This window comes from Haemophilus seminalis, assembly GCF_006384255.1.
Lineage (GTDB): Bacteria > Pseudomonadota > Gammaproteobacteria > Enterobacterales > Pasteurellaceae > Haemophilus > Haemophilus seminalis.
This window is the reverse complement of the sequence record NZ_VCED01000005.1, coordinates 44844-68942: the sequence shown is the minus strand read 5'-3', so window position 1 is coordinate 68942 and position 24099 is coordinate 44844. Positions and strand designations below refer to the sequence as shown.

Sequence of the window (24099 nt, the reverse complement as noted above, 5' to 3'; positions counted from 1 at the left end):
AGAGGTAGTACCTTATGCAAGATGAAATGAAACGCTATGCCATTTCTTACAACTTTAAAGGTTCCAAATGGAGCTCAGAAGTTTACGCTCATTCATTCGAAGAAGCGAAAGAAAAGGTTAAAGCAATGTCCCAAGCAACTGTAGATGGCGTAATCCATCATTCTATTTATATTCCGGTTAAGGAAAAATCATGGCTTGCAAGGTTAATTGTTAGTATAGTCAAAAAATTCACTTAAGTAAGTGATAATCATCACAATTTTAGACAATTTGGATAAAAACACACTCGTGAAATGCCATTTGTGAAAATCGCCAGTTGCAGATTAAAAGCCCTGCACCAATGAGTGTGAGATATTGCGGTAATGACAAACGAAGCCAGTCGGTGGGAAAAGCTAAACGCAATATCACATTTCAAAACACATTTGCTAGTACAGAGACACAATGGCATGTGAAACCGTTGCGAATGATAGATGAAGTGTGTTTTGAAATGGCAAACATAAAACAAACGAGGTTAGCCGAGCATGAGGGCTTAAAACTTATGCGGTTCCTTAGGTTTGCCCTCCGTAAAACGGGGGCTTTTTTATCCCGAAAAATTACCTTACAATCAAAGTAATTTTTAATATATAAAGGGAATGCTATGAAAACCGTTAAAGCAAGACTGACTGAGTTAAAAAACTTAATTAATACAAAAATCAACAAAGACTATGAGTGGATGGGAGAAATAAAATCACCCGAAATCATCAAAGAAATAGAGAAACTTTATCCCTTAATAGAGAAAATAGAAAAATCTGGAAAAACCCTTGAAATTTCCTATGCAAAATATATTTCTCTTCAATTAATTAAAAAAATAATTCGTATCCTTAATAAAAAAAGAACGAATAATAAATGGGATGAATATGATGTAAATTCATTTATTTTATCTCTAGTCAAACTAAGAATGACAATCAAGGAATTATATTTAATTGAAGTTAAAGGTGAATTAAGAACAGAAGAAGAACTCAATGCTATTGCTGCTGATATATCCAAAGCAAAATTGAATTTAGAAGAACATATCTCACTTGAAGAACAGTTAGTAGAGGATAAAAAGGAGTTCGAAAATTTAAAAAACTCGCTGATTACACTCAAAAAATCTTATAACGATGCACAAGAACAAATAACTGAAATTTCTCAGTGGCACGAACAGTCAGACACATTAAGTAACAATATTTCGACCTATGCAATCACCGCACAAAATAATCTTACTAAAATCACGACATTAGCAACCACGGCGGAAACCAATAAACCAAAAATAGAGAGATATCATGAAGATATTGAAGGTATGATTAAATTATTCAATAAACAAAAAGAGGAGATTGAAATGATTATTGAAGACGCCAACCGAGCAAGCATGGCAGGTTCGTTTAAAACTCAATCTGAAAATATCGATAGTAAAATGAAAGCTGTAGATAAAATTTTGCTTGGCTCACTTGTTGCAACATCTGCTATTTCATTTATCAATTATTCAACAAGCCTGAGTGCAACAGACAGTCTTAATATTTTACAATTTCTTGCTAAGTCTATTGTGACAATCCCGTTACTTGTCATCGCCTGGTTAAAAGCCAAAGAACGGGCTTATCTCTTTAGATTAAGGGAGGATTATAACTACAAATATTCCTCAGCAATGGCATTTGAAGGTTATAAGAAACAAGTACAAGAACAAGACCCTAAATTACATCAGCAACTTCTGCAAATTGCAGTGGATAATTTAGGGATAAATCCAACCAAAGTCTTTGATAAAGATTTAAAAAGCACACCACTTGAAACGATTATCGATGGCGTAGGAAAACGCCTGGATAAAGCTGTTGATGGTATTAAAGGAGAGGTGAATGACATTCCAAAGAAAACAAAAGAATTAATTGATGATGAATAACTCGCTCCCTCAAATTCTCAGCGCTTTTTATTGACAACACCGCTCACATCGGATTAAGATACCCCCCACATCTAAGCCGTCTCCAACGGCTTTTTTTGTGCCCAAAATTCACAGGAGAACAAAATGGCATCACTCACATACCAAGACTTATGTAAACAACAGCAACAATACAACAACGTTCTAATTGAACGCAGAGCAACATTAAGAGAGCAAATCAGACAGCTTAGAGTAGCGCTGGCAATGGATTTGGGACTACTCGAGAGAACCTACAAAAAACAACTTAATGACCCCGCCCCGACAGAACTTTATGTGAAAATAACTGACTGCAATGGCGCGCCAAGTGACGCGCACCAACTTAAAGCCGAATATGACTGTTTACACAATCCGGATATCACATTTGGATTAACGTTAACACTGGAAGAAGGTCCAACAATCTACCCCAAAAAACCGGTTCGACTTGTTATCACAGCTTATTATCTTTCAGAAAATTCCGTAAGATTCGTCTTTCCTAATATTGACGGCACGCCCTCTTTCGGGGTTCGTATTGATGACGATGAGCAAAGTAAATTTACTCAAGTTGTTGAAGCCTATAAACAGCTTGTAATGAAAACTTTTACAATTTAATTTGACACCCACCGCCCAATCATTTAGGATATTCTCACTTTCAAGCTGTCATTTGACAGCTTTTTTTATACCTAAAGGAGCAGAAAATGAAAGTCAGTAAAGAACATCAAGAATGGATTAAACAATACGCCAAAAGCCATAACCTTACCGAAGAAGCCGCGTTGAATAAATTGATTGGTGATATACGTGAAACGCAAGAAACTGAACGAGTGAATTTACAACAGCAAATTATCGAAAGATTACCGCACTTAAACCTCGAACAAATGCGTGAAATTCGTCAGCGTGTTGAGCAGTTTTATCCGACGTTATTTCACGTTTTGTCAGAAGCAATAAAAAAATAATTTCGCTTTACAACCCAAAATTCTTATATTACTATCCATCACAGGTGTCGAAACCTAATGCAAAAAGGCGGATAGTTCAACTGATCGCCATATGGCGATTTTTTTATATCCGTAATCCTGACTATGTCGGGAGGGCGACTAATACAATACCTTCTGGAAATACGTCCAGCCCTTTCCTTTTTGCAGGGTTTTCGAACCTCCCGACGCCACTGTCGAAAGTGGCTTGTTTAAACAAACAAATAGCAAAAAGGATTACAAAATGTCAGCTCTTACAATTTTCAATTTTGAAAACACTCCTGTTCAAACCATTGTAGAAAACAATGAAATCTTTTTTAGAGCAACTCAGCTTGCAGAATTGTTGCAATATAAAAATCCACATGACGCATTAAGAAAACACGTTGATTCTGACGACCTAGCAAAACGCGAGATCGTGAATACTATCAATAAACGTGCTCAAGTTCTCTTCGTGAATGAAAGCGGAATGTATTCATTAGTCTTGAGTTCAAAATTAGAGCAAGCTAAAAAAGTAAAACGTTGGATAACTTCAGAAGTTTTACCGGCAATCAGAAAGACAGGAAAATATCAACTTCAACCACAACAATTATCCTTGCCAGAGCCTGAAAAGAAATTCACCTTTGAATTTACCGAGTACGAACTCGAACAACTTGTCTGGCTTTGGTGTGGACACAAGCAGATGAATACCCTACTTGGCGATATGATTAAGCCGTTAGAAACTATCGGCTCTTATTTCACTGGTATGGTGATCAGCCATCACCAAGAATATCAACGCCAATACAAAAACACGCTCCCAACTATTCAGAAATTGATTGCGCCATTTAAAGCATCTAATCGAATGAACTGGGAAAGAGCGAAAAACCTTATCGACCAATAAAACACCACAAAATCCGACCGCACTTTTTTAAGCCTGTGGCGGATTCTCACACCTAAAATCCGACAAAAGGAACAGAAAATGAACAAATTAATCATGACGCTCGTGTGTGCATTTGTGGTGTATATAGCGCACGCCCTAAACCTTAATCAAGACTGTGACGGCAAAATCTGTCACACCGAACAGATACAACAATATTAACAAACCACCGCTCTTATGGGCGGTTTTTTATTGGAGGAAATATGGAAAATATTATGATTATTCCAGCCAAAACAATGCCTATTGTGACTTATTGTAAAGTATTTGGTTTGACAGCAGAGCAAATCAATATGCGATTAAATCGTGGTATATGGCAGAAAGGAGTTCATGTTTTATCGGTAGATGGTAGCAAGGAGCGTTTCATAGATTTGGAAGAGGTTGATAAATGGGCGCGAAAAAACAAAATCCACGTGGCGTAACGATTCGTAAACATAAAGCAAGTGAAACAATTAATATCACATTTACATTTAAGGGAGTGCGCTGTCGCGAGCCACTCTCTTTACCTGTAACTCAATCAAATATTAATTATGCTGGCCGCTTGCTTGGCGAAATTCAAAACAAAATAGAGCGTAATACTTTTAATTATGCCGACTACTTTCCAACGTCATCTAGATTAAGGATCTTCGGGAAACTTGTGGAAGGCGTAACCATTAAGCATTATCTTGATGAATACATTGAAACAGCTAAAGTTCGCCGGTTATCGCCATCTACTATTGCGGGGTATCAAAAGGTGATTAATGAGCTATCTGATTTTCATAAAGTAGCGGTAAATAGTCTTACGCCAGCAATGATTAAAAACTGGATTAAGCAGCAACGCACAAAAACCAAAACAATACGTAACAAGCTGTCCGTTTTACGTAGCGCGATAGATGAAGCCGTAACAGACGGCATTTTACAAATTAATCCCGTATCGCAGATCTCAGTAGATCGCTATAAATCAACTAACAAAACAGCATCGCAAGATGATGAATATGAAGTCGATCCATTTACGCCACAAGAGATTGAATTGATTCTTGATAATTGCCGTTTTGAGCAATGGCGAAACCTTTTCAAGTTTGCTTTACGGACAGGCTTGCGCAGCTCGGAACTATGCGCTTTACGCTGGATCGATATTGATTTTAAGGAGAAAACGGCGCACGTACAAAAAGCTAAAGTTGTAGGTGTAATCAAAGGCACTAAGACAAAATCTGGAACTCGTTTGATTGAGCTTGATGATGTAGCAATAGATGCGCTACAAGATCAACTTAATTTCACTCGAAAAAGTGATTTTGTGTTTAGCGATCCGAAAACAAAAAAACCATGGGCTTCTGCTGATGCAATTCGGAAGAAAGCATGGATTCCAACAATTACTCAAGCTGGAATTCGTTATAGAAACCCCTATCAAACTCGCTACACCTTTGCCACAATGCATATCTCTCAAGGTAAAAACCTATTTTGGCTCGCCAATCAAATGGGGCATAAAGGACCGGAAATGCTGTTCCGTCACTATGGTCGATACCTAAAAGAATACGAAGGGAATACAAGGAAGTAATTCCCCAAAAGATACGCATTTGATCCGCGATTCAATAGTAAACAAACTTTATATAATAAAATCATGAAGTTATATATTACCGAGATGGGGGTTCAACTCCCCCCAGCTCCACCAAATAACAATCCCAAGCAAACTTATCAAATCCTAAAAACCCTTGAAAATATTGACTTCAAGGGCTTTTTTTATTCCCCATATGTCACTATAAAACACTCGAATAGAGAAAGATCCTACAAGCTAATAGAATAGCATTCATTATTAAAATAATAAGCGTATTCAATGTAAACTAAAGGGGCTAAGTCCTGTGAATTATAGGACCCAGCCCTGATTTAACAGTCCAACTCTTTAGAGTTGGCTAAAAATTCTGTGTTTTTTAACCGCTCTTTTTATTTCAATGGACTATAAATTTCTCGCTTTCAGATAATTTTCCACGGTATCCACAATGGCTTGAGTTTGAGGATCGATTTCAATATTCACAATATCGCCCACTTTACGTTGCCCCATTAAGGTTCGTTGTAAAGTTTCAGGGATTAAATTCACACAAAATTGCGTGCCTTTTACTTCGCCAATAGTCAGACTGATGCCATCTACGGCAACAAATCCTTTCGTTAAAATATATTTCATTACATCTGCGCTTGGCAGCTCAAACCAAATTTGTCGATTATTTTCACTGGCGATAATATTTGAAATGCTTGCGGTGCAATACACATGACCAGATAACAAATGCCCACCGATTTCGGTTCCCATTTGCATGGCTCGTTCGATATTCACATTATCGCCTACTTTCAACAAGCCTAGATTCGTAATTCTTAAGGTTTCTTGCATAAGATCAAAGCTAACGAGATCGCCATTGACTTCAGTCACGGTTAAACATACACCATTATTTGCCACCGATGCGCCAATTTCTAGGTCTTTACGCATTTCAGGTAGTAATTTTACCACTTGTGTTCTAAAATTAGCCTTTTCTGTAATTGAATAAATAGGCGCAGTGCCTTGTACAATTCCGGTAAACATATTTTCTCCTTTTCTAAAAATTTTTCTTAGTATATCAAATTTATGAATTTTCGTCTTTTATCCCAATATCACGCTGATATTAAAAAATTAATTAAAATCTCTTTACCCATTTTGTTGGCGCAAATCGCACAAAACTCAATGGGATTAGCGGATACCATTATGGCTGGTCGAGTGAGTTCTACTGATATGGCTGCCATTTCTGTTGGCGCATCGATTTGGATGCCATTAGTACTTTTCGGTCAAGGCTTATTATTGGCGCTGCCTCCGACTATTTCTTATTTAAACGGTTCTGGTCAACGCCATCGCATTGCCCATCAAGTTCGCCAAGGCATTTGGCTTGTGTTAGGCGTGAGTCTTCCTTTAGGCTTGCTGATTTATTTCTGTGAAATTCCGCTGCAATATATGCAAATGGAAAGCAAAATGTCAGATTTAGCACGTGATTATTTACATGCGATGTTGTGGGGATTGCCTGCTTATTTGATGCTAATTAATTTTCGTTGTTTAAATGATGGGATTGCCAAAACCAAGCCTGCGATGATCATTACCTTTTTAGGTTTACTGCTCAATATTCCGCTTAATTACATTTTTATTTATGGAAAATTTGGTATGCCTGCTTTTGGTGCAGTGGGCTGTGGTATTGCGACAGCGATTGTGAACTGGGCAATGTGCTTAATGATGATGTTCTATTCCTACACGAATGCTCAAGAACGTTCGCTAAAAGTATTTAGCCAATTAATTGAAATGCCGAATCCCAAAACGCTTAAAAAACTACTGCGTTTAGGCTTGCCCATTGCTATTGCACTTTGTTGTGAAGTGGCGTTATTTGCCCTCACTTCGTTAATGCTTTCTCCGCTAGGCTCAACCGTTGTGGCGAGCCATCAAATTACATTGAATACCAGCTCTTTCATTTTTATGTTCCCTCTGTCAATTGGTATGGCAACAACGATTTTAGTCGGACAAGCATTGGGCTCTGGCTCTCCACAAAATGCGAAAAAAATAAGCTATGCCGCCTTATTATTAGGGCTAACGGTGACAATCATTACTGCATTAATTACGATTTTCTTCCGTTATGAAATTGCCTCTATTTTCGTAACAGACGAAATTGTCATCGCCATGGCGGCAAATTTATTATTATTTGCCGCACTTTATCAATTTTCAGATACCATCCAAATGGTGGTTGGCGGCATTTTACGAGGCTATAAAGATACCAAAGTCATCTTATACATCACCCTTTTCTCTTATTGGGTAATTGGTGTGCCACTTGGCTACATACTCGGTCGTACAGATTGGCTTGTGCCTCACATTGATGCGAAAGGTTTCTGGATTGCCTTTGTGGTCTCACTCACTTTTGCGGCATTCTTACTTTCTTTGAGAATGAAAAAAATGCAAGCCATGAGCGATAACGCCATTTTACAACGTTTAGAAAAACTCAAATAAGGAACTTTATGCAACTTCCAGCTTTACAATCGGCAAAGTTAATTAGTCGTTACAAACGCTTTCTTGCGGATATTGAACTGCCTACGGGTGATATTATGACAATTCATTGCGCTAATACAGGCGCGATGACTGGCTGCGGTGAAAAAGGCGACACAATTTGGTATTCACATTCCGATAGCCAAACCCGTAAATATCCTCATTCTTGGGAACTCACTCAACTTGAAAACGGGCAACTTTGCTGTATCAATACGCATCGTTCTAATCAGCTTGTCTTTGAAGCACTACAAAATAAGCAAATCAAAGAATTGTCAATGTACGACGAAATTTATCCTGAAGTGAAATACGGCGAAGAAAACAGCCGAATTGACTTCCTACTGAAATCTGAAGGCTTACCTGATTGTTATGTGGAAGTGAAATCCATCACCTTAGTCAAAGGAAATTTAGGTATGTTTCCTGATGCGGTTACTACGCGTGGACAAAAACATGTCCGTGAATTACTCGCAATGAAAAAACAAGGTCATCGTGCAGTCGTACTATTTGCTGGGCTACATAATGGTTTTGATCGTTTCAAAATCGCAGAATATATCGATCCCGAATATGATCGCTTATTAAAAGAAGCAATAGAACAAGGCGTTGAAGCCTATGCTTATGCGGGTAAATTTGAAATTTCTAATGGAATTCCTACCGCACTTTCCTTAACAGAATCGGTGCCTTATATAAAATAATATTTTTGAGAATTATTTTCATTTTCCTATTGACAAGATTATTGATAACAATTATCATCTAGTCATTCCAACAATAACAGAGCGTTTTCTTAATTTGAAGCGTTCAACAGATAATCACTCCAACATTCCCGCCTATTTCCCCACAAATAGGCGTTTTTTTTATTCACAAATCGCCAAGAATCCCTATAATAAAACCTTTCAAAAAACATAATTAGGAAATAATAATGACTGACATTAATACCGTTCTCGCGGAACTAAAGCGCGGTACTGATGAAATCCTTTCAGAAGCGGATTTAATCGAAAAACTGAAAGAAAATCGCCCATTAAAAGTAAAATTAGGCGCCGATCCAACCGCACCAGATATTCATTTAGGGCATACCGTTGTATTAAACAAACTACGTCAATTTCAACAACTCGGTCATGAAGTCTATTTCTTAATTGGTGATTTCACTGGAATGGTAGGCGATCCATCAGGTAAAAATGCAACGCGTCCTCCACTCAGCCGTGAAGATGTATTGCGCAATGCGGAAACCTACAAAGAGCAAATTTATAAAATTCTCGATCCACAAAAAACCAAAATCGTCTTCAACTCTGAATGGTTAAGCAAACTTGGTACAGAAGGTATGATTCGTCTTGCAAGTAATTACACTGTTGCGCGTATGCTTGAACGTGACGACTTCAAAAAACGCTTTGGCAACAATCAACCTATTGCCATCCATGAATTTATTTATCCATTGCTACAAGGCTATGATTCTGTTGCATTAGATGCAGATGTAGAACTAGGCGGTACAGACCAAAAATTCAACTTACTTGTTGGTCGTGAATTACAAAAATCAGCAGGCAAAAAACCACAGGTTGCGATTACACTTCCATTACTCGTTGGTTTAGATGGCGAGAAAAAAATGTCTAAATCACTTGGCAACTATATCGGTGTAACAGAAGCACCAAACGATATGTTCGGTAAAGTGATGTCTATTTCAGATGAACTCATGTGGGATTGGTATAACCTTCTTTCATTCCGTCCATTAAGTGAAATTGCACAATTAAAATCGGAAGTAGAAAACGGCAAAAATCCTCGTGATGTAAAAATCTTACTAGCAAAAGAATTAATTGCCCGTTTCCACAATGAAGAGGCAGCAAACGCTGCAGAACAAGAATTCATTAATCGTTTCCAAAAAGGCGCAATGCCTGATGAAATGCCTGAATTTACGTTCTCTGGCGAAATGGGTTTAGCTACCTTATTAAAAGAAGCCGGGCTTGTGCCTTCCACTTCAGAAGCAATTCGCGCTGCTCAACAAGGCGGTGTAAAAATCAATGGTGAAAAAGTCGATAACGTAAAAGACAATGCACCAAAAGGTACAAATGTTTACCAAGTGGGTAAACGAAAATTTGCTCGTATAACGGTAGAATAAGAACATAACATAACCGCGCTTTAAAGTGCGGTTATTTTTAATCAATTTTGTCGTATAAAGGAACGTAAAATGAATCAAAAAATTTGGGTAACTGGTGATGCTGTAGTCGATTTAATCTCAGACGGTGAAAATCACTATTTACGTTGTGCGGGTGGCGCACCTGCAAATGTGGCGGTAGGGGTTGCGCGTTTAGGTGGACAAAGTGCATTTATCGGAAGAGTGGGGAATGATCCTCTCGGTCAATTTATGCAAGAAACGCTTAATTCGGAAAACGTAGATACAACCCATATGATTCTCGATCCTCAACATCGTACATCAACGGTAGTAGTGGGATTAGATAATGGTGAACGTAGCTTCACTTTTATGGTTAATCCAAGTGCGGATCAGTTTTTACAAACCAATGATCTCCCTCATTTTAAATCTGGTGAATGGTTACACTGTTGTTCTATTGCTCTCATTAATAACCCATCACGTGAGGCAACTTTTGAAGCAATTCGCCGTATTAAAATTGCAGGAGGATTTTTTTCCTTTGATCCCAATTTACGCGAATCACTATGGGCAAGCTTAGATGAAATGAAAAGCGTTGTGATGGATGCGGTAGCCCTCGCTGATGTATTGAAATTCTCCGAAGAAGAATTAATACTTTTAACCAATACTGACAGCCTTGAAAAAGCATTTGAAAAAATCACCGCACTTTATCCTGAGAAATTGATTATTGTCACCTTAGGTAAAGACGGGGCATTGTATCACCTTGCAGGGAAAAAGGATGTCGTTGCAGGTAAGGCATTGAGACCAATTGATACCACCGGTGCTGGTGATGCTTTCGTGGGTGGTTTATTAGCAGGACTTTCTCAACATGAAAATTGGCGTGATATTGATGTGCTAGTTCGTATTATTCGTCAAGCAAATGCTTGTGGCGCACTGGCAACCACAGCCAAAGGCGCGATGTCCGCCCTGCCAAATAAAAATCAATTAACTGAATTTTTAGAAAATTAGTTGCTGAATGTATGAATAAAAGGTTCACACACTTTTTTTCACTGAATTCGCACATTTCAATTTAGACACAACACCATAATGATCATTTTTAACAACGGTAAATACAAAAGTATTCTTGCAGCAGAACCAGGTGAGCTCAACACTATACGTCAAACGGTGAAAAGCGATAAAGATTTCTATCCGACCTATCACCTTGCCCCACCAATAGGGTTATTAAATGATCCGAATGGTTTAGTGTTTGATGGTGAAAAATATCATCTTTTTTATCAATGGTTTCCCTTTGATGCATTACATGGGATGAAGCACTGGAAACATTTTATTACAAATGACTTTCAAGTCTTCCAACATGCAGATGATTTAATTCCATGTGAGCCATTTGAATCTCATGGTTGTTATTCTGGAGGGGCATTAAAAGTTGATGATAAATTAGCAATGTTCTATACGGGGAATACTCGCCGTTTGACTGATAATCAACGAATCCCTTACCAAAATCTTGCTATTTTTGATTGTAACGGCATGCTTATCAGTAAACGTCCGCTAATTGCAAAAGCGCCTAATGGTTATACTGAACATGTACGGGATCCTAAACCTTACTTGACTTCTGAAGGTAAAATTCGTTTTATCTGTGGCGCGCAACGGCAAAATCTCACAGGCACTGCACTCCTATTTGAAATGGATAATTTAGACGACACGCCTCGTTTACTGGGTGAACTTGACGTCCCTAAATTTAACAACCATCAGGTTTTTATGTGGGAATGCCCTGATTTGATGAAATTAGGCAATAAAGATATTTTTATTTGGTCACCGCAAGGAAAAGCGCGTGAAACGCATCAGTTCCAAAATAACTATCATGCTACTTATGCTATCGGTCAATTAAACCAGTATACTTTTGATGCAGAATATATTGCAGAACTTGATCAAGGCTTTGATTTCTATGCACCGCAAACCTTTTCAGGTTTAGAAAATAAAGAGAATACTATTCTACTAGGCTGGATAGGCTTGCCTGATTTAACTTATCCAACAAATCAATTCAAATGGCATTCAACTCTTACCATGCCACGCGAAATTCAGTTAAAAAACAATCAGCTATTCCAGCGCCCGATTAAAAAAATCTATGAAAATATGACCGCACTTTCATTCCTCACCTTAAAAGGAAAAATGGAAGTTGAACATTTAGATCGGGCTTATTTGAAATTTGATGCGCAAAATCGCCCCTTTACATTAGATTTCTTTTCCAATAAAGCTAAGGAAAAGCTAAGCTTATCTTATGAAAATGACCTAATTTGCTTAGATCGCTATCAATCCACACAAACTGAGTTAATGATAAAATTTGGATCGCAACGTTACTGCAGAGTACACGAACTTCATACTATCGAAATTTTCTTTGATCGTTCTATTGTAGAAATTTTCTTAAATAATGGTGAAAAAACCATGACATCAAGATTTTTTATCGCAGATAGGGAAAACGTTATTGTGACAAACCGATCTTTAAATATTGAGATTGGCTTTCCTAAACATATTCAATATGTGTAGCTGAAATGAAGTGTTACTTAGAGGAAATCTACGTTCTTTTACATTATTAAAAAGAACGTAGGTAAGTTATCGCTGAGCGATATTGGTTTCTTCTTTGAATATTTGCCTTATTTTTCATTCAACGGATGATCCAAATGTAAGGCGTTAGAAAATGCATGTAATCCTTCGGCATTACTACTTTTCATCATTGCTTGCATTGTCTGTGTTGGTACATGAATCAATTTATTCATGAGTTTATAACTCAGCTCTTGCAAAATATCTTCAGCGAGCTCGCCATTTTGTAAACTTAATTGTGCTTTTTCAAGTAGCTCTTGGCGAATTTGCTCCGCATCTTGGCGATAATATTTAATTAAATTAGAGAATTGATGAACCTTTAACCACTCAAAGAAATCATGACATTCTTGAGAAATAATTTCTTGCGCTTGTTCAGAAGCTAGTTCTCTCTGATTCAAATTACGTTGAATGATATCTTGCAAATCATCTACGGTATAATGATATACACTATCAAGTTCTGCCACCGTTTCATCAATATCTCGGGGAACCGCAATATCTACCAATAACATTGGCGCATAATGACGCACTTTTTGAGATTGCTTCACCATGTCTTGAGTGATCAACACATTTGGGCTACCTGTAGAGCTAATCACAATATCAGCCTGATGCAATGCATATTGCAATTCATCTAAACCAAATACATCTATCTGCGTCTCAGTTGCTAATTTCTCAACTAATTGCACGGCTCTTTCTCGAGTACGATTTGCAATCATTAATTTTTTCACACCATGACGCAATAAATGACGGCTGACGAGTTCAATCGTCTCCCCTGCACCAACCAGTAAAATATTTAGGTTTCGGAGTGATTCAAAAATCTGACGAGCAAGACTACAAGCAGCATAAGCCACTGATACCGCACTTTCACCAATATTGGTTTCGGTTCGGACCCGTTTTGCCGTAGAAAATGTTTTTTGAAATAAACGAGAAAGCTCTGTTGATAGAGGTAAATTAGCAGCTTGATAATAATCTTCTGTAATTTGAAATGCTTGTTTTACCTGTCCTAAAATTTGTGGCTCACCTAAAATGAGTGAATCTAATCCACAAGCCACACGCATTAAGTGATTTGCCGCTTGCTGATTTTGATAGGTATAAATACTCGGATTCAGTTCTGATAAAGAAAGTTGATGGATATCAGCAAACCATTGCTCTGCATTATGCAACCATTTTTCACATTCTTGTGGCGAGATTTGTCGATGATGAAAATACACTTCCGTGCGATTACACGTAGAAAGAATCACTGCACCTTCAGCAAGGTTTTGGTGATAAATTTGTTGCAAGGCAAGCTCGCGTTTCTCATTTGAAAACGCGACTTTTTCACGCACTGAAACAGATGCGGTTTTGTGATTAATGCCGAGAACAAGAAGTGTCATAAAATAATTAAAAAATAATCTGTAGAAAGCAAAATTTCAAAAACATAGATATGATACTTTAAGCACCACACCTTATTTCCATCCTGCCTACATATTAATGATAAAAATACGGTGTATTATTCTAATGAATTGTGACGCATTGAGCAAATTCACACATCATAAATTTATTAGAATCGTGCCAAATGATTAAAAAATATCTTTTGCTTTACGAAGTGCGGTAAATTCTTCAAGTGTTCTTGCTTGTAAAAACGGATTAATTTCTCGCTCTAGTTTTAATGTTGTCGGCAAACTTGGTTTATTTTCAGCTCGCTGTTTTTCAACAAAAATACGTTGTTTTTCCACCGCACTTTTTTCTACCGTACTTTTCTCCACCAGTACAGTTTCCGCAAATGCTAAATTCCCCAAGGTATATTCATGAGCAGGGCAAACAATCGTGTCATCAGGCAATGCATTCAAACTCTGTAAACCTTCAAACATCTGCGCATAATTACCTGTGAAAACACGTCCACAACCAGCAGAAAATAACGCATCACCGCAAAATAAATGATTATCCACTAAAAAACTAACGTGCTGTTTAGTGTGTCCCCCCGTCGGAATGACATCAATTTGATAATGTGTGGTAAGGATCTTCCCTTCATTCACAATTTGAGTTGCACCTTTTTTCTCACATTCTTGCGGCCCATAAATCGGCACCGTTGGATAACGTTTTTTAAATGCCGACACACCTTGTGTATGATCCTCATGTTCGTGAGTAAGCAATACCGCTTCAATCGTTGCGTTTTGCTTATCTAGCCATGTAAACAGCTTGTCCGTTTCAGGCAAATCGACAATAATAAGAGGCAGATTTTCTCGTTGATAAAGCCAAATGTAGTTATCATTCAGCGCAGGCAAAGCAAATAACATAATCGTCCTTTTCATTTGTGATGGAGGAATAAAATGATTGTAAACTGGAATGCCAAAGCGACCAAGCCTTTCATTCAGCCTGAAAGTTGGCAAAATTTGCCAAAGGGGGATGATTATTGCCAAGCCTTACGCCAAACGTTAATGCCTTGGATACCCAAAATTTTAGGCCATCAGGTTTTGAAAATTGGTGGGTTAAGTGGTGAAGTTAATACGAATTTGCCTATGCACCACCAGATTATTCTGAGTGAAAAAATCACGCCAAATCTCACTGCACTTTACAATACTAAAGTTAGCTTAGTTCAAGCAAGCCTCACCGAATTGCCGTTCATTCAAAAAGAAATCCATGCCGTGTTTTTAATGAATACGCTTAATTTTGCGCAAGATCCGCATCAAATTCTGCGTGAATCTCATCGTGTACTGGCTAACGATGGCTGGATTTTTATTGCTTTATTTAATCCATTAAGTCCACTGATTTTCAAAAGAAAAATGGGGGATTATCCGTTGCGTCACTACCCTGCTTGGCGTGTGATTGATTGGCTTTCGTTGCTCAATTTTGAAGTGATTGAAAATTGCCCTATCGCAACAAAAAATAAACGCGCAACAATCTGTTCGCCGCTCACGTTAATCATTGCACAAAAACGTACCTATCCTCTGACTCTCAACCCAGAAAAAGTGCGGTCAAAAATACCGGTATTTTTAGAGCCGGTAAATGCATTCAAGCTTAAAAGCTAGGCACATTCTACATTCCACCAAATCAACGCCCATTTTTTCTGTCCGTGAGAAATGGGTTCGTTATTAGCTTGTTTACGATCGTAAAAGGCTTTCAAACCTTGTTTTTCTTTTTCGGAAAGTTCGCCTAAAGAAAATTCCACCGAGGCTAATAAATCCTCGTAGCTTTCACCTTGAAAACAACCCGATTCGGTTTCAATAAAATTCAAATTTGCCTGAATGCCTTTTTGATACAACCGATTGAGTAAATAAATATAAGTGGGGAAACCAATATCTTCACGGCCAATCGCCTCAAATACGCCCTCATCTAAAAAATGGCGTTGTGTGACAGAAGTCAAAAACACACGTTTTTTCGCTTTGGCACAGAGTTTTTCGATCATATCGTCCAAATTGTCCACCAACGTTGAACGAGATGCCAACACCACATCAGCTTGTGGCACATCATCCCAATTATCCGCCCAAGATTTATGAAATGTAGTCAGATGATGCAAACCAAATTTCTGTTTGAACTGCGCCAAGCAATCTAACATTCCATTGCTATAATCTAAGGCATATATCGTTGAACCTTGTTGTGCGAGTGGCACAGCAAAAGTACCGGGGCCACAGCCAATATCCAACACAGTTTCATCGGCTTGCACATTCATAGCTTGCAATAATTGCTGATTATATGCTGAAGGCTTGCCAACTAAATTCTCTGCCATTTTCACGGCTTTTTTATCCCATTTTGTCGGAGGCAAGTTGTAATGATTACAAGCGATTAAGTGTTGTTGATACAGTTCAGCAAAATTGATGTCGTAAATAGTCATAGTGATTTTTCAATGTGGTTATTCAAATGTTGATGTAAAAGTTCGAGCGAAGTGCGGTTAAAATGGTAAGCATTTTTTCATTTTAACTTTTTAAAAACCAGACATTACAACGAATTCTACAGCATCGATATATTAATTCAAATATAACGTAGTAAAATGAGATAAAAGGATTCTATAATATTAGGTGTTCTATATTTTGCTATGGTTACTTTGTAGAAAAGGATAATTCAATGAAATTTAAAGTGATTTATAAATTTTTCTTAGTGTGGGGACTAGCCTTAAGTTTGCTTTTCGTTGTTGCAAGTGGCATTTCAATGTGGCTAGGCTTGCCTTTTGCTCAAGCCCTAGAGATTCATCTTTTCTTTGCTGGATTTTCCGTATTTGGTTTGTTACTGCATTTTTATAGCCGTAAGAAGAAATGGGTAAAAATCAACACTCAATTTGCCGATCTCATCACGCATAATCGTATGCCTTCTTACTGCAATTTAGATCGCTTGATGATGACTTTCGAGCATTTTTCTATTCAACAAATCGCCGAGCAGCTCAATATTTCTCTCCCGATTTTATTAAATGAATTATCACAAGCTCAAATAAACATTACCTATTCCCACCGCACTTTATGCGAAAACTTTCCTCTCAACGATGAGAAAATTTTTGCCACCATTACGATTGCGTTGAAAGTGCGGTTCAATCCAAGGTTACTTTAACGCCAATCAAATATACGTTAAAAGTGCGGTAGAAAACCCCAAAGTTTTCGGGGTTTATTTTTGCTGAAAAAATCTTGCCCCGCTATTAAAACTCCCCTATTATTCACCGCACTTTTTTCTTATTTAGGAACAAAAATGACAGAACAAACGTTTATCCCAGGCAAAGATGCCGCATTGGAAGATAGTATTGCAAAATTTCAGCAAAAATTGACCGCACTTGGTTTTAATATTGAAGAGGCATCTTGGTTGAATCCTGTGCCAAATGTGTGGTCTGTGCATATTCGCGATAAAGACTGCCCACAGTGTTTTTCGAATGGTAAAGGAGCAAGCAAAAAAGCGGCATTAGCCTCCGCCCTTGGCGAATACTTTGAGCGTCTTTCCACCAACTATTTTTTTGCTGATTTCTATTTAGGGCAAGAGATTGCAAACGGCGATTTTGTACATTATTCCAATGAAAAATGGTTCCCGATTGAAGATGATGCTTTACTGCCTAATGGCATTTTAGATGATTATTTATTGGATTATTTTGATCCTAATGCCGAGCTTACGCCTGAATTATTGGTAGATTTACAATCTGGCAATTATGATCGTGGGATCGTAGCGATGCCTTATGTTCGTCAATCGGACGAACAAACCGTTTACATTCCACAAAGTATTATTGCCAACCTTTATGTCTCAAATGGGATGTCTGCGGGCAATACAAAATTTGAAGCACGCGTGCAAGGCTTGTCAGAGGTATTTGAGCGTTATGTGAAAAACAAAATTATCGCTGAAGCGATCAGCTTGCCAGAAATTCCAAAATCTGTAATGGATCGCTATCCATCTATTCAGGCTTCCATTGCAAAATTAGAGGAAGAAGGCTTCCCTATTTATGCGTTTGATGCTTCACTTGGCGGAAAATACCCTGTTATTTGCGTGGTGCTACTCAATCCTAATAACGGCACTTGCTTTGCCTCTTTCGGTGCACATCCAAATTTCCAAGTGGCATTAGAACGTACGGTGACAGAACTTTTACAAGGTCGTAGCTTGAAAGATTTGGATGTTTTCTCTCCACCATCTTTCAACAACGATGGCGTGGCAGAACACGCTAATTTAGAAACCCACTTTATTGATTCGAGCGGTTTAATTTCTTGGGATTTATTTAAACAAACGCCTGATTATGAATTTGCTGATTGGGATTTCAGCGGTACAACGCAAGAAGAATACAATAATTTAATGGCAATTTTCCGTGCGGATGAAAAAGAAGTTTACGTGATGGATTACAACCATTTGGATATCTATGCGTGCCGTATTATTGTGCCAGGCATGTCTGATATTTATCCTGCAGACGATTTAATTTACGCCAACAACAATATGGGAATGGATTGGCGCGAAATTTTACTGGATTTACCAAACTGGCATCACGATGCGGAAACCTATCAAGAGTTATTAGAAGAATTAGACGGACAAGATATTGACGATGCGACTCGCGTGCGTGAATTTATCGGTATCGTTGCACCTAAAAATAGCGGCTGGACAACCTTACGCGTTGGTGAATTAAAATCAATGCTCCACCTTGCATTAGGCGAATTAGAACAGACATTAGATTGGGCAAACTGGACGCTGAATATGAACAGCTCCGTATTCACCACAGAACGTGTGAATTATTACCGCGCATTAATTTCCATCATTGAATTACATTTAGATGAAAATCGCGACCCAGCGCAATATCGTGCAGTGTTTGAGAAAATGTATGGCAAAGATGCAGTTAAACAAGCTTGGGGCGCGGTCTCTGAAGGTGGTAATCCGTTCTATAATCTTCCTGCAAGTGATGAAAATTTGGAAAACTTTAAGGAACATCAGGCGTTGCTAGGGGCTTATGGGAAGTTGCAGAAAGCAAAGCGATCACATCAAAAATAAATGAGGCTTATTTCGTACTTTCAATTCTTGAAAGTACGACCTACTTTTCTTTGCTTCGCCAAAGAAAAGTAGGCAAAAGAAAAGTGCCCCTGCTTTTCCTTATTTCCTTTGTTTCATACAATTTGCTTAACGGAAATTTTCTAAACTCGCTGCAAACGGCTCAAACAGACGAAAATTTCCTACAAATTCTATGAAACAAAGGCGGAAAAGAAGGGAACCCATTTAATTCTACCTACAAATAAAACGACCTATAAAAATCGCCCTAAAACCAACCGCACTTTTTAAATGATCCTCCGATAAACTCGGGCCCCATATAAATCGCCTTTGCGACTTTCAATTTTTAGGCAATTTTCGTCTGTTTGAGCAACGTAGTTGCGAGTTTAGAAAATTGCCGTAAAGAAAATTGAAACAAAGCAAAGATAAGCGATTTAACTGGGAGTACTTTTCTTTGCTTACTTTCTTTTGTACAAGCAAAAGAAAGTAAGTCGCCATTAGGCGAAATCCTAATGTAAAAAAACATACCTTTATGCTATAATCCGCCACAATTTTTGATCAAAAAAGGAATACCAATGACGGATTCAATCCAATCATCTATCACCCCTGTCAATATCGAAGAAGAACTCAAATCTTCCTACCTTGACTATGCGATGTCGGTTATCGTTGGGCGTGCATTACCTGACGTTCGAGATGGTTTAAAACCTGTTCATCGCCGCGTGTTGTTCTCAATGGATCGCGAAGGCAATACCGCCAATAAAAAATACGTAAAATCAGCGCGTGTTGTGGGTGATGTAATCGGTAAATATCACCCGCATGGTGACTTGGCTGTATACGATACAATCGTTCGTATGGCACAACCATTCTCACTTCGCTATATGTTGGTTGATGGGCAAGGTAACTTCGGTTCAATTGATGGTGATGCGCCAGCTGCAATGCGTTATACCGAAGTACGTATGCAAAAAATCACGCAAGCATTGCTCACTGATTTAGATAAAGAAACCGTCAATTTCTCGCCAAACTATGATGGCGAATTAATGATTCCAGATGTATTGCCGACTCGTATTCCAGCACTTTTAGCAAATGGTTCTTCTGGTATTGCGGTGGGGATGGCAACTAACATTCCTCCACACAACTTAAATGAAGTATTAAATGGCTGCTTGGCATATATCGACAACAATGAAATTACCATTGATGAATTAATGCAACATATTCCAGGACCAGACTTCCCAACCGCTGCATTAATTAATGGTCGTAAAGGGATTGAAGAGGCCTATCGCACTGGTCGTGGTAAAGTGTATGTTCGTGCTCGTGCAACAGTAGAAACCAACGAAAAAGGACGCGAGCAAATTATCGTGTCTGAATTGCCATACCAAGTAAATAAAGCAAAATTAGTCGAGAAAATCGCCGAATTAATTCGTGAGAAAAAAATCGAAGGCATCAGCAATATTACTGACCTTTCAAATAAAGAAGGGATCCGTATTGAAATTGATATTAAACGTGATGCAGTAGGGGAAGTGGTATTAAACCATCTTTACTCTCTCACTCAAATGCAAGTGACCTTTGGTATCAATATGGTGGCATTGGATCACGGTCAGCCACGTTTATTTAATCTTAAAGAAATCATTGAAGCCTTTGTTTTACACCGTCGTGAAGTGGTGACTCGTCGTTCTATCTTTGAACTTCGCAAAGCGCGTGAACGTACACACATTTTGGAAGGTTTAGCGGTTGCTCGTTCTAATATCGATGAAATGATTGCGATCATTCGCAACTCTAAAAACCGTGAAGAGGCCGCAACAGCAATCAGTTCACGTTCTTGGACGTTACATAGCGATATTATTAATCTTCTTGATGTTTCTGCTCGTCCTGATGATTTAGAAGAAAATCTTGGCATTCAAGGCGAACAGTATTACTTATCGCCAGCGCAAGTAAACGCGATTCTAGAACTTCGTTTACACCGTTTAACGGGCATTGCTTTTGAAGAAGTTGTAAAAGAATATGAAGAATTATTAGTTAAAATTGCGGATCTTCTTCATATTTTAAGTAGCGCAGAACGCTTAATGGAAGTGATTCGTGAAGAATTGGAAGAAGTGAAAGCACAATTCGGTGATGATCGTTTAACTGAAATTACCGCAGCTTCTGGTGATATTGATTTAGAAGATTTAATCGCACAAGAAGACGTGGTGGTGACACTTTCTCATGAAGGTTATGTGAAGTACCAACCACTGACTGACTATGAAGCACAACGTCGAGGCGGTAAAGGCAAATCTGCAACGAAGATGAAAGAAGAAGATTTCATCGAAAAATTACTGGTGGCAAATACTCACGATACGATCCTCTGTTTCTCTAGCCGTGGCCGTTTATATTGGTTGAAAGTATATCAACTTCCGCAAGCAAGCCGTGGCGCACGCGGTCGTCCAATTGTGAATATTCTTCCGTTACAAGAAAACGAACGTATTACTGCAATCTTGCCAGTTTCTGCTTACGAAGAAGATAAATTCGTGGTCATGGCAACTGCTGGCGGTATTGTGAAGAAAATCGCCTTGACCGAATTTAGCCGTCCACGTTCAAACGGTATCATCGCATTGAATTTACGTGACGAAGATGAATTAATCGGCGTGGATATTACTGATGGCAGCAACGAAATTATGTTGTTCTCATCACAAGGTCGCGTGGTACGTTTTGCAGAAAATGCTGTGCGTGCAATGGGGCGTTTAGCAACAGGGGTTCGTGGTATCAAACTCGCTTTAACAAACGATATTTCTGATGATGAAAGTGCGGTAGAAATTGAAGATATTTCTGATGACAACGCTGAAGCATCATTAGACTTAAATATCGATAAAGTGGTTTCTCTCGTTGTGCCAAAAGGTGAAGGTGCCATTTTAACGGCAACGCAAAACGGCTACGGAAAACGCACACAGTTAAGTGAATACCCAACTAAATCACGTAATACAAAAGGTGTGATTTCGATTAAAGTGAGTGAACGTAATGGTAAAGTCGTTGCCGCAACTCAAGTAGAAGAAACAGACCAAATTATGTTGATCACTGATGCAGGAACTCTTGTTCGCACACGCGTAAGCGAGGTAAGCATCGTAGGTCGTAACACGCAAGGTGTTCGTTTAATTCGTACTGCAGATGATGAACATGTAGTAAGTTTAGAGCGTGTTTGTGATGCAGATGAAGAGGATTCTTTGGAAGAAAGCGATTCTGAAGAATAGCCTATTATAAAAAAGAAGTGCGGTGAAATTTCACCGCACTTCTTTTATGACTAATTAATTACCCGCCAAACCATCTCTAATTCGTTTTTCAAACTGATCATAATCAACTAAAAACGCATCATGTCCGTAATCTGATGGGAATTCGTAAAAATGTAGATCGACTCCACTTTGTTCTAAAAGCTGTTTACTTTTATAAAGGTCAACTGGCTTAAAGAGTTGATCCGTTGTCACAGAAACCAATGTATAGCGTGCTTTAACACGTGATAATGCCTCTTTGACATTTTCATACCCTATGCTTGGATCATACATATCCAACGCACGCAACAAATGTAAATAACTATTGGCATCAAAACGTTCTAAAAATTTTTTCCCTTGATAAGAAAGGTAGGATTCAACTTGAAAGTAATCGCCCCAAAAATTGCCATCTGATTTTGTTGCTCGTCCAAAAGCTTTTGCAAGCTGTAAATCAGTACGGTAAGTCAACATACCTAGCATACGCGCAATAGATAGCCCTTGATCCGGCGGTGTACCATCATAATAATCGCCGCCGTTAAAATTAGGGTCATTAATGACTGCTTGACGCATAACATGGTTAAAGCCTATGGCTTCAGCACTGAAATAAATAGATGAGCAAAGATTCACGATATTATCCATAAAATCAGGATAATCAATCGCCCATTGATTCGCTTGCATGCCGCCAAAAGATCCGCCAATAATAGCTTTTAAATGGCTAATACCAAGATGATCAAGCAAGGCTTTTTGTACTTTGACAATATCTTGCACGACAATATTAGGGAATTGGCTACCATAAGGTTTACCCGTTTGCGGATTAATTGATGAAGGCCCAGTTGTTCCCTTGCAACCACCTAATACATTCGAGCTAATAAAAAAATAACGATCCGTATCCAATGCTAAACCTGCGCCCATAAAATTCTGCCACCAGCCATCGCGACCGTCATCAAAATAAGGCTCAGCATCGCCAGTCAAAGCGTGGCAAATTAATACCGCATTATTTTTTTCGGCATTGAGCGTACCGTAAGTTTGATACGCGACATTGATATGGGAAAGCTTGCCACCAAGCGTCATGGTTAAAGGCTGTGTGTCAAAAAGCACTACATTTTGCACAGACATTGAAAACCTATTGTAATAATGAGAATGGCACTTAAACTATCAGTAAGTCGATTAGGTTGTCAAGAAATTTTAGCCGTCTAAACGGCTAAATTATCACACATCAATGCAATTCATAAAATCCATCAAATTCTCCTTGAAGTGCGGGGAATTTTTCATTATGTTTACAAACATGATAATAAAAAAATTACCATCAAAATTAACCGCACTTTTTCGTATATCGCTCTATACAATCTTTGCACTGATTATGCTTTGCTTGCTTGTCGATAAAGGCGTAAGTTTTTACGTGCGTGATAAGATATTCACGAATATTGATGAACTCCCCTCTCGCGCATATGCTCTTGTGCTGGGCACATCGAAATATATTGTTGGTGGAAAACCTAATGCTTATTACGAGTATCGTTTAGCTGCCGCAAAAGAGCTAATCGATCATCAAAAAGTCAATTACCTTTTATTAAGTGGTGATAATCGCACTGTCCAATATAACGAACCAAGAGCAATGTTTCGTGATTTACGAAAAATGGGCATATCTGAAACCTCTATGTTCCGTGATTTTGCTGGTTTCCGTACGCTAGATTCCGTTATCCGCGCAGATAAAATTTTCCAAGTACAAGCATTTACGATTGTCAGTCAAAAATTTCATTGCGAACGTGCACTTTTAATTGCTAAAGCACATGATATTGATGCGATTTGTTTTGTAGCAAAACAACCTGAATTACATCTATCTACTCGAATAAGAGAAGTTTTTGCGCGTATAAAAGCAGTTTTGGATTTGATATTAGGTGTTGAGCCTTATTTTTTGGGAGAGCCAGAACCTCTCCCTCCCCAGTAAGTAAGGTAAATTGAT

At 38.3% G+C, this 24099-nt stretch carries 22 protein-coding genes and 1 pseudogene; 18 read left to right on the top strand and 5 right to left on the bottom strand.

What is annotated here, in order from left to right; genetic code table 11:
* The first annotated feature begins 14 nt into the window (after window positions 1-14).
* The 8 genes and pseudogenes from FE813_RS07510 to FE813_RS07470 form a co-directional block, all read left to right on the top strand.
* Entirely contained in the window at window positions 15-236 is a 222-nt protein-coding gene (locus FE813_RS07510; RefSeq protein ID WP_118879933.1) for a hypothetical protein, read from the top strand.
* 398 nt (window positions 237-634) lie between these two features.
* Complete coding sequence (locus tag FE813_RS07500; RefSeq protein ID WP_139990080.1) at window positions 635-1906, top strand: hypothetical protein; 1272 nt, start codon at window positions 635-637, stop codon at window positions 1904-1906.
* Window positions 1907-2029: 123 nt separating this feature from the next.
* Window positions 2030-2530 (top strand): hypothetical protein, encoded by a 501-nt coding sequence (locus tag FE813_RS07495; RefSeq protein ID WP_139990079.1) that lies wholly within the window; start codon window positions 2030-2032, stop codon window positions 2528-2530.
* An 86-nt stretch (window positions 2531-2616) separates the two neighbouring features.
* Window positions 2617-2871: a hypothetical protein gene (locus tag FE813_RS07490; protein WP_044332619.1), complete on the top strand. Its 255-nt coding sequence runs from the start codon at window positions 2617-2619 to the stop codon at window positions 2869-2871.
* A 259-nt stretch (window positions 2872-3130) separates the two neighbouring features.
* Entirely contained in the window at window positions 3131-3763 is a 633-nt protein-coding gene (locus tag FE813_RS07485) for a BRO family protein (RefSeq protein WP_139990078.1), read from the top strand.
* A gap of 251 nt (window positions 3764-4014) precedes the next feature.
* Window positions 4015-4218, top strand: coding sequence for an excisionase (locus tag FE813_RS07480; RefSeq protein WP_235898320.1), 204 nt, complete (start codon window positions 4015-4017; stop codon window positions 4216-4218).
* Window positions 4185-5330, top strand: a complete 1146-nt coding sequence (locus FE813_RS07475; protein ID WP_139990077.1) for an Arm DNA-binding domain-containing protein — start codon at window positions 4185-4187, stop codon at window positions 5328-5330. The genes FE813_RS07480 and FE813_RS07475 overlap by 34 nt, the downstream gene beginning before the upstream one ends.
* A 259-nt stretch (window positions 5331-5589) precedes the next feature.
* A pseudogene (locus tag FE813_RS07470) lies at window positions 5590-5655 on the top strand (IS3 family transposase); the annotation flags it as partial.
* 71 nt (window positions 5656-5726) lie between these two features.
* On the opposite strand, the gene ribE reads toward FE813_RS07470, so the two are convergent.
* A complete protein-coding gene (gene ribE / locus FE813_RS07465) occupies window positions 5727-6341 on the bottom strand; it encodes a riboflavin synthase (protein WP_139990076.1) in 615 nt (204 codons plus the stop codon).
* 42 nt (window positions 6342-6383) lie between these two features.
* Between ribE and hmrM the strand changes: the two genes are divergently transcribed.
* The 5 genes from hmrM to FE813_RS07440 all read left to right on the top strand — a co-directional run bounded on the left by hmrM (window position 6384) and on the right by FE813_RS07440 (window position 12444).
* Complete coding sequence (gene hmrM / locus FE813_RS07460) at window positions 6384-7778, top strand: sodium-coupled multidrug efflux MATE transporter HmrM (RefSeq protein WP_139990075.1); 1395 nt, start codon at window positions 6384-6386, stop codon at window positions 7776-7778.
* A gap of 8 nt (window positions 7779-7786) precedes the next feature.
* Window positions 7787-8503, top strand: coding sequence for a DNA/RNA nuclease SfsA (gene sfsA, locus FE813_RS07455; protein WP_139990074.1), 717 nt, complete (start codon window positions 7787-7789; stop codon window positions 8501-8503).
* 224 nt (window positions 8504-8727) lie between these two features.
* Window positions 8728-9915: a tyrosine--tRNA ligase gene (gene tyrS / locus FE813_RS07450; RefSeq protein WP_139990073.1), complete on the top strand. Its 1188-nt coding sequence runs from the start codon at window positions 8728-8730 to the stop codon at window positions 9913-9915.
* A gap of 69 nt (window positions 9916-9984) precedes the next feature.
* On the top strand, window positions 9985-10911 hold the full coding sequence (gene cscK / locus FE813_RS07445; protein ID WP_139990072.1) for a fructokinase: 927 nt from the start codon (window positions 9985-9987) through the stop codon (window positions 10909-10911).
* A gap of 78 nt (window positions 10912-10989) precedes the next feature.
* On the top strand, window positions 10990-12444 hold the full coding sequence (locus FE813_RS07440; RefSeq protein ID WP_139990071.1) for a glycoside hydrolase family 32 protein: 1455 nt from the start codon (window positions 10990-10992) through the stop codon (window positions 12442-12444).
* A gap of 107 nt (window positions 12445-12551) precedes the next feature.
* Here the strand turns inward: FE813_RS07440 and hemA are convergent, their stop codons facing one another.
* A complete protein-coding gene (gene hemA, locus FE813_RS07435) occupies window positions 12552-13868 on the bottom strand; it encodes a glutamyl-tRNA reductase (protein ID WP_139990070.1) in 1317 nt (438 codons plus the stop codon).
* A 186-nt stretch (window positions 13869-14054) separates the two neighbouring features.
* Entirely contained in the window at window positions 14055-14771 is a 717-nt protein-coding gene (gene gloB, locus FE813_RS07430; RefSeq protein ID WP_139990069.1) for a hydroxyacylglutathione hydrolase, read from the bottom strand.
* 33 nt (window positions 14772-14804) lie between these two features.
* Here gloB and FE813_RS07425 point away from each other — a divergent pair, with 33 nt between their 5' ends.
* Window positions 14805-15503 (top strand): class I SAM-dependent methyltransferase, encoded by a 699-nt coding sequence (locus FE813_RS07425; RefSeq protein WP_139990068.1) that lies wholly within the window; start codon window positions 14805-14807, stop codon window positions 15501-15503.
* Here FE813_RS07425 and FE813_RS07420 read toward each other — a convergent pair.
* On the bottom strand, window positions 15500-16306 hold the full coding sequence (locus FE813_RS07420; protein WP_139990067.1) for a methyltransferase domain-containing protein: 807 nt from the start codon (window positions 16304-16306) through the stop codon (window positions 15500-15502). The genes FE813_RS07425 and FE813_RS07420 overlap by 4 nt on opposite strands.
* Window positions 16307-16536: 230 nt before the next feature.
* On the opposite strand from FE813_RS07420, the gene FE813_RS07415 reads away from it, so the two are divergent.
* From FE813_RS07415 to gyrA, 3 genes are all read left to right on the top strand, one after another.
* Window positions 16537-17013 carry a hypothetical protein gene (locus tag FE813_RS07415; RefSeq protein WP_180978712.1) on the top strand — a complete coding sequence of 159 codons (477 nt, stop codon included), beginning with the start codon at window positions 16537-16539 and terminating at the stop codon, window positions 17011-17013.
* Between the two features lie 135 nt (window positions 17014-17148).
* A complete protein-coding gene (ycaO, locus tag FE813_RS07410; RefSeq protein WP_139990066.1) occupies window positions 17149-18912 on the top strand; it encodes a 30S ribosomal protein S12 methylthiotransferase accessory factor YcaO in 1764 nt (587 codons plus the stop codon).
* A 569-nt stretch (window positions 18913-19481) separates the two neighbouring features.
* A complete protein-coding gene (gene gyrA, locus FE813_RS07405; RefSeq protein WP_139990065.1) occupies window positions 19482-22124 on the top strand; it encodes a DNA topoisomerase (ATP-hydrolyzing) subunit A in 2643 nt (880 codons plus the stop codon).
* A gap of 54 nt (window positions 22125-22178) precedes the next feature.
* On the opposite strand, the gene metX is transcribed toward gyrA, so the two are convergent.
* Complete coding sequence (gene metX, locus FE813_RS07400; RefSeq protein ID WP_139990064.1) at window positions 22179-23255, bottom strand: homoserine O-acetyltransferase MetX; 1077 nt, start codon at window positions 23253-23255, stop codon at window positions 22179-22181.
* A gap of 157 nt (window positions 23256-23412) precedes the next feature.
* Here metX and FE813_RS07395 point away from each other — a divergent pair, with 157 nt between their 5' ends.
* On the top strand, window positions 23413-24084 hold the full coding sequence (locus FE813_RS07395) for a SanA/YdcF family protein (RefSeq protein ID WP_139990063.1): 672 nt from the start codon (window positions 23413-23415) through the stop codon (window positions 24082-24084).
* Window positions 24085-24099 lie beyond the last annotated feature (15 nt).

Bases quoted from the DNA above. Each gene is read 5' to 3' on its own strand.
- FE813_RS07510 (WP_118879933.1), top strand. From the start codon at position 15: ATGCAAGATGAAATGAAACGCTATGCCATTTCTTACAACTTTAAAGGT.
- FE813_RS07500 (WP_139990080.1), top strand. From the start codon at position 635: ATGAAAACCGTTAAAGCAAGACTGACTGAGTTAAAAAACTTAATTAAT.
- FE813_RS07495 (WP_139990079.1), top strand. From the start codon at position 2,030: ATGGCATCACTCACATACCAAGACTTATGTAAACAACAGCAACAATAC.
- FE813_RS07490 (WP_044332619.1), top strand. From the start codon at position 2,617: ATGAAAGTCAGTAAAGAACATCAAGAATGGATTAAACAATACGCCAAA.
- FE813_RS07485 (WP_139990078.1), top strand. From the start codon at position 3,131: ATGTCAGCTCTTACAATTTTCAATTTTGAAAACACTCCTGTTCAAACC.
- FE813_RS07480 (WP_235898320.1), top strand. From the start codon at position 4,015: ATGATTATTCCAGCCAAAACAATGCCTATTGTGACTTATTGTAAAGTA.
- FE813_RS07475 (WP_139990077.1), top strand. From the start codon at position 4,185: ATGGGCGCGAAAAAACAAAATCCACGTGGCGTAACGATTCGTAAACAT.
- ribE (WP_139990076.1), bottom strand. From the start codon at position 6,341: ATGTTTACCGGAATTGTACAAGGCACTGCGCCTATTTATTCAATTACA.
- hmrM (WP_139990075.1), top strand. From the start codon at position 6,384: ATGAATTTTCGTCTTTTATCCCAATATCACGCTGATATTAAAAAATTA.
- sfsA (WP_139990074.1), top strand. From the start codon at position 7,787: ATGCAACTTCCAGCTTTACAATCGGCAAAGTTAATTAGTCGTTACAAA.
- tyrS (WP_139990073.1), top strand. From the start codon at position 8,728: ATGACTGACATTAATACCGTTCTCGCGGAACTAAAGCGCGGTACTGAT.
- cscK (WP_139990072.1), top strand. From the start codon at position 9,985: ATGAATCAAAAAATTTGGGTAACTGGTGATGCTGTAGTCGATTTAATC.
- FE813_RS07440 (WP_139990071.1), top strand. From the start codon at position 10,990: ATGATCATTTTTAACAACGGTAAATACAAAAGTATTCTTGCAGCAGAA.
- hemA (WP_139990070.1), bottom strand. From the start codon at position 13,868: ATGACACTTCTTGTTCTCGGCATTAATCACAAAACCGCATCTGTTTCA.
- gloB (WP_139990069.1), bottom strand. From the start codon at position 14,771: ATGTTATTTGCTTTGCCTGCGCTGAATGATAACTACATTTGGCTTTAT.
- FE813_RS07425 (WP_139990068.1), top strand. From the start codon at position 14,805: ATGATTGTAAACTGGAATGCCAAAGCGACCAAGCCTTTCATTCAGCCT.
- FE813_RS07420 (WP_139990067.1), bottom strand. From the start codon at position 16,306: ATGACTATTTACGACATCAATTTTGCTGAACTGTATCAACAACACTTA.
- FE813_RS07415 (WP_180978712.1), top strand. From the start codon at position 16,537: ATGAAATTTAAAGTGATTTATAAATTTTTCTTAGTGTGGGGACTAGCC.
- ycaO (WP_139990066.1), top strand. From the start codon at position 17,149: ATGACAGAACAAACGTTTATCCCAGGCAAAGATGCCGCATTGGAAGAT.
- gyrA (WP_139990065.1), top strand. From the start codon at position 19,482: ATGACGGATTCAATCCAATCATCTATCACCCCTGTCAATATCGAAGAA.
- metX (WP_139990064.1), bottom strand. From the start codon at position 23,255: ATGTCTGTGCAAAATGTAGTGCTTTTTGACACACAGCCTTTAACCATG.
- FE813_RS07395 (WP_139990063.1), top strand. From the start codon at position 23,413: ATGTTTACAAACATGATAATAAAAAAATTACCATCAAAATTAACCGCA.